We start from the raw sequence: 15,328 nt of genomic DNA on the forward strand, positions 1-15,328 counted from the left end.
GTATTTTCCATTCCTGCCCCCGCCCTATCCCTTTCCTTGTTGAACGACAGTGTTGTGTTACATATGAATGCCTTGTGGCCCTTTCCATCTACTCGCTCCCAAAAGAAACCTTTTTCAAACACATCCTATCCCACTGGAAAGACTGGTGTTAGGCGAGCATGCATCGCATGTATGCTTGGTCTTCTGTTTGTTATTCTCACCGTAGGATGTGATACGGCTGTTGATCTCTCGGACGACCCTGCTGGGGTTCAACCGTCTCCCGAGGTGGGTCCGCAGGCAGCGTCTGTAGACCTTTCGGCAATGACATCGGTGGCTCCTGATGGGCGAACCTACGGGTGCGCCTTAAGTAGCTACACAGGTTCAGATTACGAACAGGCCTACCAGTATCGCTACGCCCAACTGGCCTTTCCTGAATCAGCGATTGGAAGGCCCGCCGAGGTGCAACGGTTTACGTATCGTCTTCGCAATGAGAATGATCGTGTGCTTCGGCAAGCCACGTGTCTCATTCCCAAAACCGACGAAGCGCGCGACCTCGTGCTGGACTGGGTCAGCCTTACGGATGTATCACCAGGGCTTATCTCTGCGTCTGATGTAGAAGGGGCTGATACAGAAGAGTCCACGTTTTTTGATGAAGACAACGATGAAGTCCCACCTTGGGAATGCTTTCCGCTACCAGGCTTTGGGCTTTGGTGTAATGAGGCCGTCGTAGAGGCAGATCGTCCTACAGGTGGGGGTGGGAGCCAAGATGATGATTGGGGTAATGACTGGGACCCGGATGATATTTTCGATGATTGGGACTATCCGGATCAGCCGGGAGGGCCTGGTGGAGGCGGAGACAGTGACGGTGACGATGATGAAAACTGTACCGAGGAGTCAGAAGACACAACACCACCCACGGAAGGCGAAACTCCCTGCGGACCAGCATGCTATGACCCTCCCACCGATGAACCCAATGATGATGGCCCTGGAGGAGACGGCCCGCATGACGCGCCTGGCTTCTTGACAGGAGTTACATGGCAGGTAGTCACGAGCAGCGGATTGGTTGCCGCGCCGTACGATCTCGTCCAGCATGCGTTGCTTAATGAGGGGTGTGATGAACCTTCAATTGAAGAGCAGCTCGAAGATCTTCTCGAAGAGAATCCCTTCGCCTTACTTGACATTCCGTGCGACCAGATTCCATTCTGGCAGGATGTCATAAACTTGAACGTGCCCGTCTCTGTCACCGATCGCCTGGAAAACGAAGAGCTTTTCGGTCCCGGTGAAATACAAGCAATTCAAGAGGCCCGGGGCAGAAAGGTGAACCTCGACCTATTCGAAGTCGCTATAGATGAATCCGATCTTCCGACAGGATTATCACCGGAGGCGGCACTTGACCAGATTAGACTGAATTTTAACGATTATGCCGAAGGGGCCGACTTCCAATTTTATCCTGGAACTGTAGATGAGGACGTAAAATGGATGACTGATCCTCTTGGAACAGTATTTACAATAAACCTTGCTCCTGATCAGTGGATTCCTGCAAACGGCTCCGTCGTAGCTACTGACTACTCTCAGACAAGCTGGACCTTTTCAACTGTGTATACTTCTAACGATGGGTACCATCCCGTTAGTGGAAACCGTCGATTCGGGTTTCATCAAGACGGTCAAGAGATCAAGTTCTTCTCACGTGGCGTAGATCGTACATCGACAGCTTTGTACTCTATCGCGAATACTGGTGGTTATGGTTTCAACCAGGCCGACAGTGTATGGGAGAGCTTTCAGTATAATGTTAGAAACTTCCTTGGTGATAGTGCTGAAATAAAAGCCCCTGTTACGTGGAGACCGCGCTATAGTGATATTCAGGATGTTCTAAATGGAGACATGGACATTTCAGAATTAGATCAATGTTTGGGAATATGAGCAGTTATATTGCAGCAGGATTAGTAGTCATAGTTTTTGCCGTGTCTACCTTCGACATCGTATTAATGGGCCATACATATTTATTTGGTCTTGGAACATATGCACCAGTTCTTTACTGGGTGTATTCGTTTCTGCCCGTGAGTATCTTTTCGTTACTGGTTGCCGGGGCACTTTTCGTTGTCTACGGCTATTGGTGGCCAAACACGCTATCTGACGCCACAATGTACTGGGTAAGAGTGGCCTGGTACATCGTCGTGACTAAGTTTCTGCTGCAATTGGTGTTTACTGTCGTCGAGCGAACACTGCTGTAAGGGTTCTCCCGCCGATGCTCTGCGTCGGCGCACACACGTGGACGGTCTTCCGTCCATTACCACGGTAGAAGTAGGAGCGCCCGTAAGGGGCCATGACAAAGGATAACTGCATGAAGTATGGTGGCACGGCCACGCCTCCGTGTTTGTAGCACGTGTTGCACATGCGCCCCCGGAAGGCGAAAACCCCTGCGGACCAGCATGCTATGATCCCCCCACCGATGAGCCCAATGATGATGGCCCTGGAGGAGACGGCCCGCATGATGCGCCTGGCTTCTTGACAGGAGTTACATGGCAGGTAGTTACGAGCAGCGGACTCGTTGCCGCGCCGTACGATCTCGTCCAGCATGCGTTGATGAATGCAGAGTGTGACCCCGAACCGCCCTGCGAGAGCGATAACCCACCGGAGTGGTGTGATGAAGCGGGGTCGTGCTTTGATGCTGAGATTGAGAATGAAGACCACCGTGCTCTTTTAGAAGCAGCTGAAAGACAAGAGCTTTTAAGTACGCTTGCAGAAGACAGCAATTGGGACTCATCGTGGCAAGGAGCTCGGGAAGAGCGTGTGGGAGTTATTCGTCCTTTGGGTGATGGTTACAATGCGTATCCACTGCCCGACACCGCCTATGCAAGAGAACCCACACCTGTAAGGGTGTGGATATATTCAGGTTTTATCCCGGATGACGCCGTTGCTCATATTCATACACATCCTTTTGAAATCGGAGAATTTATAGAGTGGGGAAATATGAATCGACACTACGAAGGAAGGGAAAGCGAAGAAGACACCGATGCCCTTGATGATGAAGGAATCGAGACAGGTATTATCATAGATAGAAGTGGGATACTATTTTACAACGCTGATTCCCCTTCAGAAGAAGATGTGAGGTATGAGAGGTGTGGGTATTAAGTAACCCCGCAACTTGAACTAGACAGCGACCATTACCCAACTAATCAAATAGCCCTATATTTCGATGCGTAGAATAAAAAGTCTAACTTTTAAAGGATTAACATTCATCCTGCTTCTACTGTCAACGCCGACCGCATCGGCTTCTCAGGCCGACCCATGCCCCACACCGACTGACTACGGCGTGGGCTTTGTTGAGCGGCTTATAAACCACGAAGAGTCTGCATCCAAACGAACGGAGGCTGGTATCGACGATGCGTCAGTGTCTGATATACGTGTGCTCGGGACGGAGCCAGGCGATGCCGATACCTGCAATGCGCTCAACACGCAGTATCAAAAATTTATCGAGGACCCAGAGACTGGGATGTTCTCTCACGCATCCTACTTTGCTATTGAGGATGTTTATGTTGCTGTGTTCACACCTCGCGTGCCCGATGACTTGGCCGATGAAGATATTATAGCCTCTGGATTGAGCTTTGTAGAGATCCTTGATGCTGATCTGAATGAGATAACCGGGTACGCGGGCTACTGACAGTCAACATCAGCCTATGAACCACTTACTCTTGTTACTTCTGCTGGCAGTAATTGCAAGGAGAGCCACACCAGGTGGTGTGCAGGACGATTCGATGGATTCATCTTCGGTAAGGGAAGCGATGTATAGGAAACCTACAAGCAAAATAGCAGAAGACCTTGACATGGCCGTAGTGCTCTGTCACAGGTCAACCTTTGGGTAAAGCTTGGCCCCCTAACGTACCGCGAATAACTCACAACCTTGTCATTGCGAGCGGAGCGAAGCGCCCCGACCGCAGGGAGGAAGTGCTCCTGGGGTGCAATCTCATGCTATCAGACCGGATACAACCGTCCAATCAACGGCATGAGATCGCACCCCAGCAACGGTGTTCAATGTCAAGTGGAAGCGGTGTTAAGATCCGGATTCCAAGCGGTTCGGTTTTTAACCATCGCGTTCAAAATGATGAGCAGTTTTCTCATTACCGCCACTAAAGCGACTTTCTTGGGTTTGCCCCGATCCAATAAGCGATGATAGAAGGTACGCAGCCGTCGATTATGCCGCGTAGCGGTCATGGCGGCCATGTACAGAGCGGAACGCACCGAGGCCCGTCCGCCCCAGGTGGTGCGTTCGCCTCTGTGCGTGCCACTGTCGCAGTTCAACGGGGCTACGCCAACGAGCTTTGCGATCTCTTGGCGGTTGGCCCGGCCAAGTTCGGGAAGCTCTGCAAGCAGAGTGCGTGCGGTGTTCGGCCCAACTCCTGGCACCGAGCAGAGCAGCTGCTGATTCTCACGCCAGATGGGGCTCTCTTCGACCGCCTTCTGAAGCTGGTGCTCCGTCTTTTCAAGGCGCTCGGAAAGAAAGCGCAGATGCGTCTTGATGTCGGAACGCACGGCCTCGGATGGAGCCGTTTCAAGGCGGTTTTCCTCGGCGGTTTTCCTCGGCGGTTTGCATCGCAAGCAGCTGGCGTCTACGCGCCACAAGCGCGGAGAAGGCCCGCTGGTCCTTACTCGGAAGTGCCCGAAGGTCCGGACGGATGCGCTCGGCAAAAAGCGCCAGAAGGCCAGCGTCTATGTCATCTGTCTTGGCCAGACGCCCCGTCGCTTTAGCGAAATCTCTGCTCTGACGCGGATTCACTACGGCGACTGGTAAGCCAGCAGCAGCCAGCGCGGCAACGAGTTCGCGTTCATAGCCGCCGGTGGCTTCGAGAACAACCCGTTCGAGAACAACCCGTTCGGGAGCCGCTTCCAACAGGCGCTCTGCAAGCCGGTCAATGCCTCCAGACGTATGGTCAAACCGGGTCACTTGGACGTGGCCTTCCGAGCGAATAGCCAAATCCAGATACTTCTTTGCAACGTCGATGCCAGCGCAAGTCATAAGTCCAGAGAATCTTTGGTACAGAGAACGAAACAAACAACACAAACGTCGCAGTGGCCCCGCCTTGCAAAAGATGCGAACTCGGCGCGCTCTGTGAGTGCTCTTTGAGTGCTCTTTGAGTAGAATCGCGTCCGGTTCCGGCAACGGTTCGGGCTCAATCGGCGACAGAAGGAGGCAGCGCTCCAGCTGGGGTTCGGTCTTCAGCAGCAGTTTCTTCAGCAGCTTCTGCGAGAGGACCCAGAGTACGTCGAGCTACTGCCTCCAATTTTAGAATCTCAAACGTTGATCAAACATACAAGGAGTACTTGGGCTACGCCCAGCGCCGCGTCGGTCGCAAGCCTCCCTCCTCGCGATGACAAGGTGCAAACGTGTTTTCGCCGACTTACTTAACGGGTTATCACGACCAGATATCTTTTGTGTACCCACCGAAGCGGTGAGACAGCAGATCTGCATCAGCTACACGTAAACGTCTTGTCGGACGCGAATCCCTGAAGCCGGGCGTTCGTCCGATATGTCTGCTGGATCCCTTTATCTTTTGACGTTCCCTCCACCGAATGAATCGTTTCACTTTCGCGATGGCCTGGCGCGACAGCCGGGGCAGTCGCGGACGCCTTGTTCTCTACCTGTCGGCGCTCATTCTCGGCGTAGCTGTACTGGTTGCCATCAACGGGTTTGGTGACAATCTCACCCGTACCGTGAACGACGAAGCGCGGCAGCTTCTGGGGGCGGATTTGGGCCTAGAACACAATGAGGCGTTCCCCGAGCGTGTCACACAGGTCGCCGATTCCGTTGGCGGTACGCAAGCGCGTCGCATCTCCTTTCAGTCGATGGTCACCTTTGGCGAGGCCGGAAACCGACTCTCCACCATCCGCGCCACCGAGCCCGGATATCCGTTCTATGGTGAGGTCGAGTCCGTGCCCGCAGGGAGCTACGAAGGCCATGCCGAACGAGGCGAGGCGCTTGTGGATGCGAGCCTCTGGAACGAGTTCGACCTGGCCGAGGGGGACTCCATTCGGGTCGGGAGCCGGTGGTATCCAGTCGCCGGACGCGTAGAGCAGATGCCGCGCGAGTCGGGCATTATGTCGTCGTTCAGCCCACGGGTGTACGTACCCTACGCCGATCTCGACACCACCCTGCTCGGACCCGGCAGCCGCGTGGAGTACGAACTCTACTTCCGTTTCGACGACGACCGCGACGTGGATGCCCTCATCAGCGATATTCGTCCGACGATGGACGATGCGGGGGTGAGCATTGAGACGGTGGAGCAGGCCGCCGGTACGTGGGAGCAGGGGCTGGGCAACCTGTATCGCTTTCTGAGTCTGGTTGGCTTCATGGCGCTCATCCTGGGCTGCATTGGCATTGCCAGCGCAGTGCATGTGTATATTCAGCAGCGTCTTACCTCAGTGGCCGTGTTGCGCTGCCTTGGGGCTAAATCGGGGCAGACGTTTCGCATCTACCTGACCCAGGCTGCGGTGCTTGGGTTCTTGGGTGGGGCCTTGGGAACCGCACTAGGAGTGGTGCTGCAGATGGGCGTGCCCATTGTGCTGGAGGACTTCCTGCCCGTGCCGGTGGAGTTTTCCGTGTCAATGCGAGCGGTAGGGCTTGGGCTTGGCATGGGCATAGCGGCTACCGTGCTGTTTGCGCTCATTCCGTTGCTGCCGGTGCGCCGCGTGTCGCCGCTGCAGGCACTGCGCACACAGGTCGAGGCACAGAACGGATCCGACTGGGCCCGCTGGGCGCTGGGCGGTACGATTGCTGCTGCGCTAGTCGGTTTTTCGGTGGCACAGGCCCCCACCTGGCTGGTTGGCATCGGATATGCCGCGGGATTAGCTCTTGTGTTTGGGGCGTTGGCTGGATGTGCAAAGCTACTCATGTGGGCGGTGCGTCGCCTCATTCCCGACAGCTGGAGCTATCCGTGGCGGCAGGGCCTTGCCAACTTGCATCGTCCCCATAACCAAACCACCGTGCTCTTGGTGGCACTGGGGCTAGGGACGTTTCTGATCGCCACACTGCTGGTGGCCCAAGAAACCATCCTGTCGCAAATTCGCATCACCGGCGATGCCGAGAATCAGCCCAATATGGTGCTGTTTGATGTGCAGCCCAATCAGGTGCGCGGAGTGGCCGAAACGGTTGAGCAGTCGGGCGCCCCGGTGCTCGAAGAAGTCCCCATCGTAACCATGCGCCTCACCGAGATACGGGGCGAATCGGTACGGGCCATGCGCGACAACCCCGACATTGAAACGACATGGGCGCATCGGCGCGAGTACCGCTCTACCTACCGCGACCACCTTACCCAGAGTGAGGAACTGGTTGCAGGAACGCTGGCTACCGAAGCGCACACAGGCGATGGACCGGTGCCTATCTCCATTGAAACCGGTATTGCTGATGAACTGGGCGTTGGCATGGGCGATCGGCTCACGTTCGATGTGCAAGGCATGCCCATAACCACCGAAATAACAAGTATGCGTGAGGTGGATTGGCAGCGCATTGGCACCAACTTTTTCGTGGTGTTTCCACCAGGCGTGCTCGAAGACGCCCCCCAGATCTACGCCGTGCTAAGCCGTACGGCCAACGCCGAGCAGGCCACCGAGGTGCAGCGTGCAGTCGTTGATGCGTTTCCGAACGTATCAGCAATTGACCTGACGCTGGTACTACAAACGGCCCAGGATCTGTTTGATCGGCTGGCGTACGTCATTCGTGTGATGGCCCTCTTTAGCGTGCTTACGGGCGTGCTGGTGCTGTTGGGTACGCTGCTGGTGAACCGGTACCAGCGAGCCGGTGAGAGCGTGCTCTTGAAAACGCTGGGCGCCTCGCGCCGTACCGTGCTCAAAATTTTGGCGGTTGAGTACTTGATGCTAGGCGCCCTTGCAGCTGTTACGGGCATTGCGCTGGCAGTGGGGGCCGGATGGGTGCTGGCCACGTTCGTCTTTGATAGCACGTTGGCGGTGTCGCTGATCGATCTGGGAGCCACCTTTGTCGTGATTACTGGATTGGTGCTTGGTCTGGGGCTCTTCAACAGCCGTAGCCTGTATGATCAACCGCCCATGGCTGTGCTCCAGGCCGAAGCCTGATAGTGACATCTTATGCTCGTTCGCCTGCAAACCGGTCCGGTCCCCGTTTCTGGTTTATTGTTGATTGCGCTATGCTCGAACACGCTTACCATTGTCCGTATTGCGGCGAAATGTGTACCGAGGCGGTTGAGCCCGTAGCTGGACGCCAAGAGTACGTTGTCGATTGTTGGGTGTGCTGCCGACCCATCCGCATCCGGGTGCGGGTGCAGCGCGGGCAGGTTGTTATGTTCACCGCGCGACCATCGAGCGGGCACCGGTAGCGCTTCCGAATCATTCGTGCGCGCCCTGTCGTGCAAGCATACGCTGCTTCACAGGGCGCTGCCGCACGGCCTTGTTAACAGTATTTCTCTCAACGCATTTGCCGATTCATTTATGCCTGATGTAACAGACCAACTCGCTCCAGCCGCTATTCAAGAGCGCACCGACGCCGTACGGGAGCGCATCGCACAGGCGTGTGAGCGATCTGGTCGCGACGCTGAAGAAATCACCATTGTGGCTGTCTCAAAAACCTTCCCTCTACACGCTGTCGATGCCGCTGTAGAGGCCGGTCTGCGTCATTTTGGGGAAAACCGGGCGCGTCCACTACGGGACCGGGTAGAGCAGCGCCCCGGACAATGGGCAGGGGGCGCGCTCTGCTGGCACATGATTGGGCATCTGCAGCGCAATAAAGCCAAGTATGTAGCTCGTCATGCCGATCGCTTCGATGCCCTCGACAGTCCGCGCCTTGCGAAAGAGCTGAACAAGCGGGCTGCCAAGAACGACCGTGTACTACCGTGTTTGGTGCAAGTCAACATCAGCGGGGCCGATCAGAAATACGGGCTGGAGCCGGATGACCTCCATGATTTCTTGGACGGCTGCGAGGCATACGACCATTTGCGCATCGACGGACTGATGGGCATGGCCTCGTTTGTGGATGATTCCGAAACGGTACGTTCCGAATTTGCGCATCTACGCACCCTGGCGGCCACCTACTCAGGCGGTACCGACAATGTAAACCTGCGTGAACTTTCCATGGGAATGACAAATGATTTTGAGGTGGCAATCGAAGAAGGAAGCACCATGGTACGTCTTGGAAGCGCCCTGTTTGGACCGCGCTCCTAATTGGCGCGGGGTAATTGTTGGAGGGCGTGAAACGAGGAAAGAGTTTATTTTTGCTTTCTATGCGATGGATTGAATTCAGGGCTCTGCTTCCATACATTAACACGGTGCCGTTAAAAGGGCATCAGCCGGTGGGCAGTCTCAAATGATTGGTCTGCACATTGCGGTGCCTCATATAAATGTATAACATGTGTAGAATGCGCGAAACAGGCAGGCGGATTGCAACGTGAAACGAAAGCGTTTTAATACGTCCGTTTTCCAATCGTTCAGCATTGTGCAGTGGATCCTTGCACGGTGCTACGCAACCTACCCGTGTTGCATGGCTTTTGCACACCTTCCATCGTGGGCACGTGATGCCTAATATTTGCATGAATGCACGCGCTCCGGTACTATTGGACCGCCACGGTCTCTCCCCACACCTACATCTCAAGTTATGAAGCTCACACCCCTGGACATTCGGAAACAAGAATTCGACCGCAGCTTGCGTGGGTACAGCGTAGAAGAGGTGGAAGCCTTTTTGGAAATGCTGGCCGACCAGTGGGAGAAGCTTGATGATGAGCGCCGACGGGCCGAGAACCGGGTCGAAGAACTGGAGCGCCAAATGTCTCACTTTGAGCGGGTCGATGAGGCGTTGCAAGAAGCGCTCTCTACCACGCGTCAAAACGTGGAGCAGCAGCTTGAAAACGCAGAGCGCAAAGCAGAGGGCATCGTCGATCGGGCCGAAGCCCGAGCCGACCGGATTCGCTCCACCGCCGAGAAAGAGCGCGACCAGTTGCGCCAAGAGGTAAGTGCCCTCAAGCAGCGCCGCCAGCAAATGATTGCCCGGCTGAGCGCCTTCTTGAAGTCCGAAATGCAGGTGCTTGCGCAGTTCCAGGGCGAAGAGGCCCCCGATCTTAGCGAGGCGTTTGAGGGCGAGGACGACCTCGACATTGGCACGCTTGATACGCTTGTCGATAGCGATCTACAGCAAAGCGCAAGCGCCGCCACTGAGGCGCCTTCTACCGAGACCCCTTCTGAGCCAACGCCTTCTGAGCCAGAAGAAGTGGCCGAAGCGTCCACGGAGGCACCCGTTGAAACGCCCGCTGAGGAAGCCGCCCCCGCTGAGGAAGCCGCCCCCGCTCCGGAAGCCGACACGTCTGCAGAGGCTCCTTCCGACTCTGGTTCGTTTGCAACCACAGCCCCTGATATAGAATCGCTTGCTTCTGGGGAAGACGACCAAGACGGTCAACCCGAGGAGGAGAGCGCAGACGACCTGTTCGCAGCGGGCGAAGACACCTCCGACGATGAATCTGAAGGAGGAACCGACGCCTTTGACTTCTCTGAGGTTTTGGGAAGCGGCGAAGCAGACGACACGTCCCAACAAGACACGTCTGCTCAAGACGATGCGGAGCATGAAGTGCCCAGCACCACCGACTTTGCATCCATGTTTGAGGGCGGTGATGAAGGGCCTGATACGGAGGAGTTTGAGGCGCCCGACATGACGGTCGAAGCCGATGATGATGACGACGACGATGATGACCTGGAACGCGCCATGCGGTCGCTCTTTCCGGTGCTGGAGCAAACAGCAGGAGGCGACAAGCAGAAGAGCCCGTCGGAGCAACAGAAGACCTCTTCGCAACAGTCTGCACAGCCTGATCCAGAGCCTGCTGATCCGGTTGAAGCTGAAGGCGACGATGGCCCGGTTACCGCGATAGACACTGAAGTGGCGTCTGCTCCCCGGCCCAGCGAATCGCAGTTTGAAGCCATCAAGCGCGACGTCCAAAAGCGAGAAGAAAAGCAGCAATCCTCAAAGAAGAAAAAGAAGAAGTCGCGTCGCACGGAAGACGAAGACGAGGCTTCGACCGAGGAAATCGAAAAGATCTGGAGCATTCTGGAAGACATGGACTAATACGAACGGCTGCAACACTGTCTCCGGTTGCATGTCTCCCCCCTGTTGTTCAGCATTAGATGAGGGCAGTGTGCCTGGCACTGCCCTTTTCTTTGTTCACCGTTGTTTACTTATGCCCTGTTGATTTATGGCTGTCTCTGTTCTTGACCCCGAAGCGCGCCACACTCATGTGACCGACGCTGCCCATGCCCTTCGCGAAATGCTTGACGACGTTCCTCGTATCGGCATTATTGCGGGAGCGGGCACTCATGCGCTTCTTGATGGTTTGCGCGAAGCGTCATCAATTGCGTTTGCCGAGATTCCCCACATGCCAGGCACCAACGATGAAGCAGAGCGGTACCTGCAAGTGGGTACGCTGCATGGTCAAGACGTGCTTGTGTTGCCTACGCCGTTGCATGTGTACGAAGGCGCTACAGCACATGACGTGGCGTTTCCGGTGCGGGTGATGGGCGAGTTGGGCATCGATACGGTGCTCATGGCGCATCCGGCGGGAGGTGTAAATCCACACTTGGCCCCCGGCGATGCCATGCTCATTAGCGATCATATCAATCTGCAGGGAGTGAACCCGCTTGAAGGGCCAAATATAGACGAGTGGGGGCCGCGCTTCCCTGACATGACCGATCCCTACCATGCAGCGCTTCGCACAGCCGCCCACGAAGCGGCCACCGACGCTGGTACACGGCTGCACGATGGCGTATACCTGGGAGTGCCCGGTCCCAACCTGCAAACCACAACCGAATACCGCTTCATGGAGCAGATTGGAGCCGACGCCGTAGGCACCGGGCTGATTTCTGAAGTCATTGCCGCGCGTCATATGGACCTGCGTGTGCTTGCGTGGGCGGTCATCACCGATGCCTGCTTTGCGGATAACCTAGCGCCTGCCCCTGCAGACGCCGTGGCAGATGCTGCTACACAAGGCGCTACCCGCATCGCTTCTACGCTAGAGCGCTTGCTGCCCCAACTGTAGCGCTGCCTGGCCGCCGCCTCTCTTCGATTCATCTGCTTTCATTCCACTACCCCATGAGCAACTACCCGTCCGTCAATCGCCTTTCGCTTCCTGACGTCGAGGAAGACACCCTCGACTGGTGGGCCAAGCACAACGTATTTGAGCGCACCATAGCCGAGCGCGAGGGCGCGCCTGCGTACACATTTTACGAAGGCCCGCCCACGGCCAATGGGCGCCCGGGCATCCACCACGTCATGGCCCGGTCGATAAAAGACATCTTCTGCCGGTACAAAACCATGCAGGGCTTTCAGGTAGCGCGTAAAGCCGGATGGGATACGCATGGGCTGCCCGTGGAAATCGAAATCGAAAAACGGTTGGATCTGCAGAGCCGCGCCGATATCGAGGAGTACGGCATCGAAGCATACAATGCCGCGTGCCGCGACAGTGTGCTCGAATACAAAGACCTGTGGGATGAACTCACCACCCGCATGGGCTACTGGGTCGACCTCGACGATCCCTATGTGACGTTCGAAACCGACTATATCGAGACGCTCTGGTGGCTCATCAAGCAAATCCACGAGAAGGGGTTGCTTTACAAAGGATACAAGATCCAGTGGTATAGCCCGGGCTCGCACACCGTACTCTCTTCGCACGAAGTGAGTCTTGGATACGAAGAGACGCAGGATCCAAGTGTCTACATCCGCTTCCCTGTGCATGGCGAGCAAGACACCTACTTCCTCGCCTGGACCACCACGCCGTGGACGCTGATCTCGAATACAGCGCTTGCAGTGGGGACCGATCTCACGTATGTGCGTGTTCAACACGACGATCCGCATCAGGGATCGGAAACGCTCATCATGGCCGAAGCGCTTGTGGATACGGTGCTGGGCGATGAGCCGTACGAAATCGTGGAAACCATTCCGGGAAGCGATCTGGTGGATCAGCGCTACGAGCCGGTCTTCCCGTACTTCACCGACCAGGTCGGGCAAGACGCTGCCTGGCGCGTAGTATCTGCCGATATCGTATCCACCGAAGACGGCACCGGTATCGTGCACATGGCGCCGGCCTATGGCGAAGAAGATTACGCGGTGGCGCAAGAACACGACCTGCCGCTTTTCAACCCGATTGACGCCGACGGCTGCTTCACCGAAGAGGCTCCGCTGGTCGAAGGCGAGTGGTTCAAAGATGCCGACAAAAAGATCACGACCGATCTCAAGAAGCGCGGGCTGCTCTACAAGCACGAAACGTACCTGCACAACTACCCGCACGACTGGCGCAAGGGTACGCCGCTCATGAGCTATCCCGTGGAGAGCTGGTTTATCGAAACCACTGCCGTCAAGGAGCGGATGGTGGAGCTGAACGACACCATCAACTGGCAGCCGCCGGGCGTGGGCGAAGGACGCTTTGGCGAGTGGCTGGAGAACAACATCGACTGGGCGCTCAGCCGCCGCCGCTACTGGGGTACGCCGCTGCCCATCTGGCAAAGCGACGAAGATCCCGAGTACGTGGAAGTCATCGGCTCTGTCGAGGAGTTACGCGCTAAGTGCGGCGACCAACTGCCCGACGACCACGCCGAAATCGACCTGCACCGTCCCTTCGTAGACGACCTCACGTGGCCAGCTCCCGACGAGGTAGGCGGCACCATGCGCCGCGTGCCCGACCTCATCGATGTGTGGTTCGACTCGGGCGCCATGCCGTTTGCGCAGTGGCATTACCCCTTTGAGAACAAAGAGCAGTTTGAGCGCAACTTCCCTGCTGACTTTATCGCCGAGGGGGTCGACCAAACCCGCGGATGGTTCTATACGCTGCATGCGCTGGCCACCCTGGTCATGGACGATGTGGCGTACAAAAACGTCGTTGTGAACGGCCTAGTGCTTGACGATGAAGGCAACAAAATGTCGAAGTCGAAAGGCAACACGCTGGAGCCGTTCGAGGTGATTGACGAGTTTGGCGCGGATGTGGTGCGCTGGTACATGATGAGCAACACCCCGCCGTGGGAGAACATCCGGTTCTCGAAGCGCGGACTGCGCGACCTGCGTCGCAAGTTCTTCGGCACGCTCGAAAACGTGTACAGCTTCTTTGCCACGTACGCCAACATCGACGATTACACCTACACCGGCGATGCTGTACCCCTTGACGAGCGCCTTGAACTCGACCAATGGATTATCAGTCGTCTGCAAACAACTCAGGACACCGTTATCGATGCGCTCGATGACTACCACCCAACCAACGCTGCTCGGGCGGTAGAGCAGTTCGTAGACGACCTCTCGAACTGGTACCTGCGCCGCTCGCGGCGGCGGTTCTGGGCTTCCAAACAGAGTGGTGATGCGGCTCCAGCTACCGACACCGTTTCTGCTACTGACAAGCAGGCCGCCTATGACACCGTATACGAATGCCTCGAAGCGGTGGCGCGCATGATGAGTCCCATTGCCCCGTTCTTTGGCGAATGGTTGTATGGCGCGCTGCATGATAACGCCGCAAGCGAGGGCGACTCGGTCCACTTGGCGTCATTTCCAACGCCCGCTGCTGCCCGCCGTAACGAAGCGCTAGAGCATCGCATGGGGCTGGCCCGCACGATCTCTTCAGTGGTGCTGTCGCTTCGCAACGAAGCCGAAATCAACGTGCGTCAGCCGCTGCAGCGCGCGCTGGTTGTTACCGGCACCGGTGTTGATGAGGCCACCGTGGAACAGGTGCGCGATATTATTCTCGACGAAGTGAACGTGAAGACCATTGAGTATGTGGATGGCTCCAGTGCGGTGGTGAAGCGATCGGCCACGCCCAACTTCAGTCGGTTGGGGCCCCGCCTGGGTTCACTAATGCCTGCTGTGAACAAGGCCGTGCGGGCGCTTGACGACGATGCGATTGGGCAGTACCTCGACCAAGGATATATCGAACTGGACGTAGAAGATGAAACGGTGCGTCTTGGGGAAGACGACCTGGAGATCTCCAGTGCCGGTATCGAAGGCTGGCTCGTTGAGCAACACCGCGATGTCACGGTGGCGCTAGACACCCAAATTACTGATGCGCTGCGCACCGAAGGACTCGCCCGCGAATCCGTAAAACGGATCCAGAATCTGCGTAAAGACGCCGAGTTTGATGTGACCGACCGCATCGCCATCACATACGACGGCTCAACCCGCATCCAAGAGGCGCTAACGGCGTACGGCGATTGGATCCGGAACGAGACGCTAGCCCTGGAGTTGCAGCCTTCCGATCAGCCCACGGGCGAAGCCACCCGGACCTTCGAGATTGGCGATGAGCACCTCACGGTGGGTATTCAGCGCGTAGCCCGCTGATGTGTGGCGGCTTTGCAGGCCGTAGAGCACATCGAT

The 15,328-nt window shown here is 56.6% G+C and carries 10 protein-coding genes and 1 pseudogene; 10 read left to right on the plus strand and 1 reads right to left on the minus strand.

Annotated features, from left to right (window positions below; genetic code table 11):
• Nucleotides 1–171: 171 nt before the first annotated feature.
• The 4 genes from ACZ5AL_RS01815 to ACZ5AL_RS01830 all read left to right on the plus strand — a co-directional run bounded on the left by ACZ5AL_RS01815 (nucleotide 172) and on the right by ACZ5AL_RS01830 (nucleotide 3,640).
• Entirely contained in the window at nucleotides 172–1,899 is a 1,728-nt protein-coding gene (locus ACZ5AL_RS01815; RefSeq protein WP_464511779.1) for a hypothetical protein, read from the plus strand.
• Entirely contained in the window at nucleotides 1,896–2,210 is a 315-nt protein-coding gene (locus ACZ5AL_RS01820) for a hypothetical protein (RefSeq protein WP_464511780.1), read from the plus strand. The genes ACZ5AL_RS01815 and ACZ5AL_RS01820 overlap by 4 nt, the downstream gene beginning before the upstream one ends.
• A gap of 139 nt (nucleotides 2,211–2,349) precedes the next feature.
• The gene (locus ACZ5AL_RS01825; RefSeq protein ID WP_464511781.1) at nucleotides 2,350–3,111 is read left to right on the plus strand and encodes a hypothetical protein; all 762 of its coding nucleotides are present in this window, start codon (nucleotides 2,350–2,352) and stop codon (nucleotides 3,109–3,111) included.
• Between the two features lie 181 nt (nucleotides 3,112–3,292).
• Nucleotides 3,293–3,640: a hypothetical protein gene (locus tag ACZ5AL_RS01830; protein ID WP_464511783.1), complete on the plus strand. Its 348-nt coding sequence runs from the start codon at nucleotides 3,293–3,295 to the stop codon at nucleotides 3,638–3,640.
• A gap of 374 nt (nucleotides 3,641–4,014) precedes the next feature.
• Here the strand turns inward: ACZ5AL_RS01830 and ACZ5AL_RS01835 are convergent.
• A pseudogene (locus ACZ5AL_RS01835) lies at nucleotides 4,015–4,993 on the minus strand (IS110 family RNA-guided transposase).
• A 554-nt stretch (nucleotides 4,994–5,547) separates the two neighbouring features.
• On the opposite strand from ACZ5AL_RS01835, the gene ACZ5AL_RS01840 reads away from it, so the two are divergent.
• From ACZ5AL_RS01840 to ileS, 6 genes are all read left to right on the plus strand, one after another.
• Nucleotides 5,548–8,064 carry an ABC transporter permease gene (locus ACZ5AL_RS01840; RefSeq protein ID WP_464511784.1) on the plus strand — a complete coding sequence of 839 codons (2,517 nt, stop codon included), beginning with the start codon at nucleotides 5,548–5,550 and terminating at the stop codon, nucleotides 8,062–8,064.
• A 71-nt stretch (nucleotides 8,065–8,135) separates the two neighbouring features.
• Nucleotides 8,136–8,324 carry a zinc ribbon domain-containing protein gene (locus ACZ5AL_RS01845; RefSeq protein ID WP_464511785.1) on the plus strand — a complete coding sequence of 63 codons (189 nt, stop codon included), beginning with the start codon at nucleotides 8,136–8,138 and terminating at the stop codon, nucleotides 8,322–8,324.
• A 112-nt stretch (nucleotides 8,325–8,436) separates the two neighbouring features.
• Nucleotides 8,437–9,165 carry a YggS family pyridoxal phosphate-dependent enzyme gene (locus tag ACZ5AL_RS01850; RefSeq protein ID WP_464511787.1) on the plus strand — a complete coding sequence of 243 codons (729 nt, stop codon included), beginning with the start codon at nucleotides 8,437–8,439 and terminating at the stop codon, nucleotides 9,163–9,165.
• Nucleotides 9,166–9,595: 430 nt separating this feature from the next.
• Complete coding sequence (locus ACZ5AL_RS01855; RefSeq protein WP_464511788.1) at nucleotides 9,596–11,050, plus strand: DivIVA domain-containing protein; 1,455 nt, start codon at nucleotides 9,596–9,598, stop codon at nucleotides 11,048–11,050.
• A 127-nt stretch (nucleotides 11,051–11,177) separates the two neighbouring features.
• A complete protein-coding gene (locus ACZ5AL_RS01860) occupies nucleotides 11,178–12,017 on the plus strand; it encodes a purine-nucleoside phosphorylase (protein WP_464511789.1) in 840 nt (279 codons plus the stop codon).
• Between the two features lie 53 nt (nucleotides 12,018–12,070).
• Entirely contained in the window at nucleotides 12,071–15,292 is a 3,222-nt protein-coding gene (gene ileS / locus ACZ5AL_RS01865; RefSeq protein WP_464511791.1) for an isoleucine--tRNA ligase, read from the plus strand.
• Nucleotides 15,293–15,328: the final 36 nt, after the last annotated feature.

Source organism: Natronotalea proteinilytica, assembly GCF_055379935.1.

Coding starts and splice junctions, on each gene's coding strand:
- ACZ5AL_RS01840 (WP_464511784.1), top strand. CDS start 5,548: ATGAATCGTTTCACTTTCGCGATGGCCTGGCGCGACAGCCGGGGCAGT.
- ACZ5AL_RS01815 (WP_464511779.1), top strand. CDS start 172: ATGCTTGGTCTTCTGTTTGTTATTCTCACCGTAGGATGTGATACGGCT.
- ACZ5AL_RS01820 (WP_464511780.1), top strand. CDS start 1,896: ATGAGCAGTTATATTGCAGCAGGATTAGTAGTCATAGTTTTTGCCGTG.
- ACZ5AL_RS01845 (WP_464511785.1), top strand. CDS start 8,136: ATGCTCGAACACGCTTACCATTGTCCGTATTGCGGCGAAATGTGTACC.
- ACZ5AL_RS01860 (WP_464511789.1), top strand. CDS start 11,178: ATGGCTGTCTCTGTTCTTGACCCCGAAGCGCGCCACACTCATGTGACC.
- ACZ5AL_RS01855 (WP_464511788.1), top strand. CDS start 9,596: ATGAAGCTCACACCCCTGGACATTCGGAAACAAGAATTCGACCGCAGC.
- ileS (WP_464511791.1), top strand. CDS start 12,071: ATGAGCAACTACCCGTCCGTCAATCGCCTTTCGCTTCCTGACGTCGAG.
- ACZ5AL_RS01850 (WP_464511787.1), top strand. CDS start 8,437: ATGCCTGATGTAACAGACCAACTCGCTCCAGCCGCTATTCAAGAGCGC.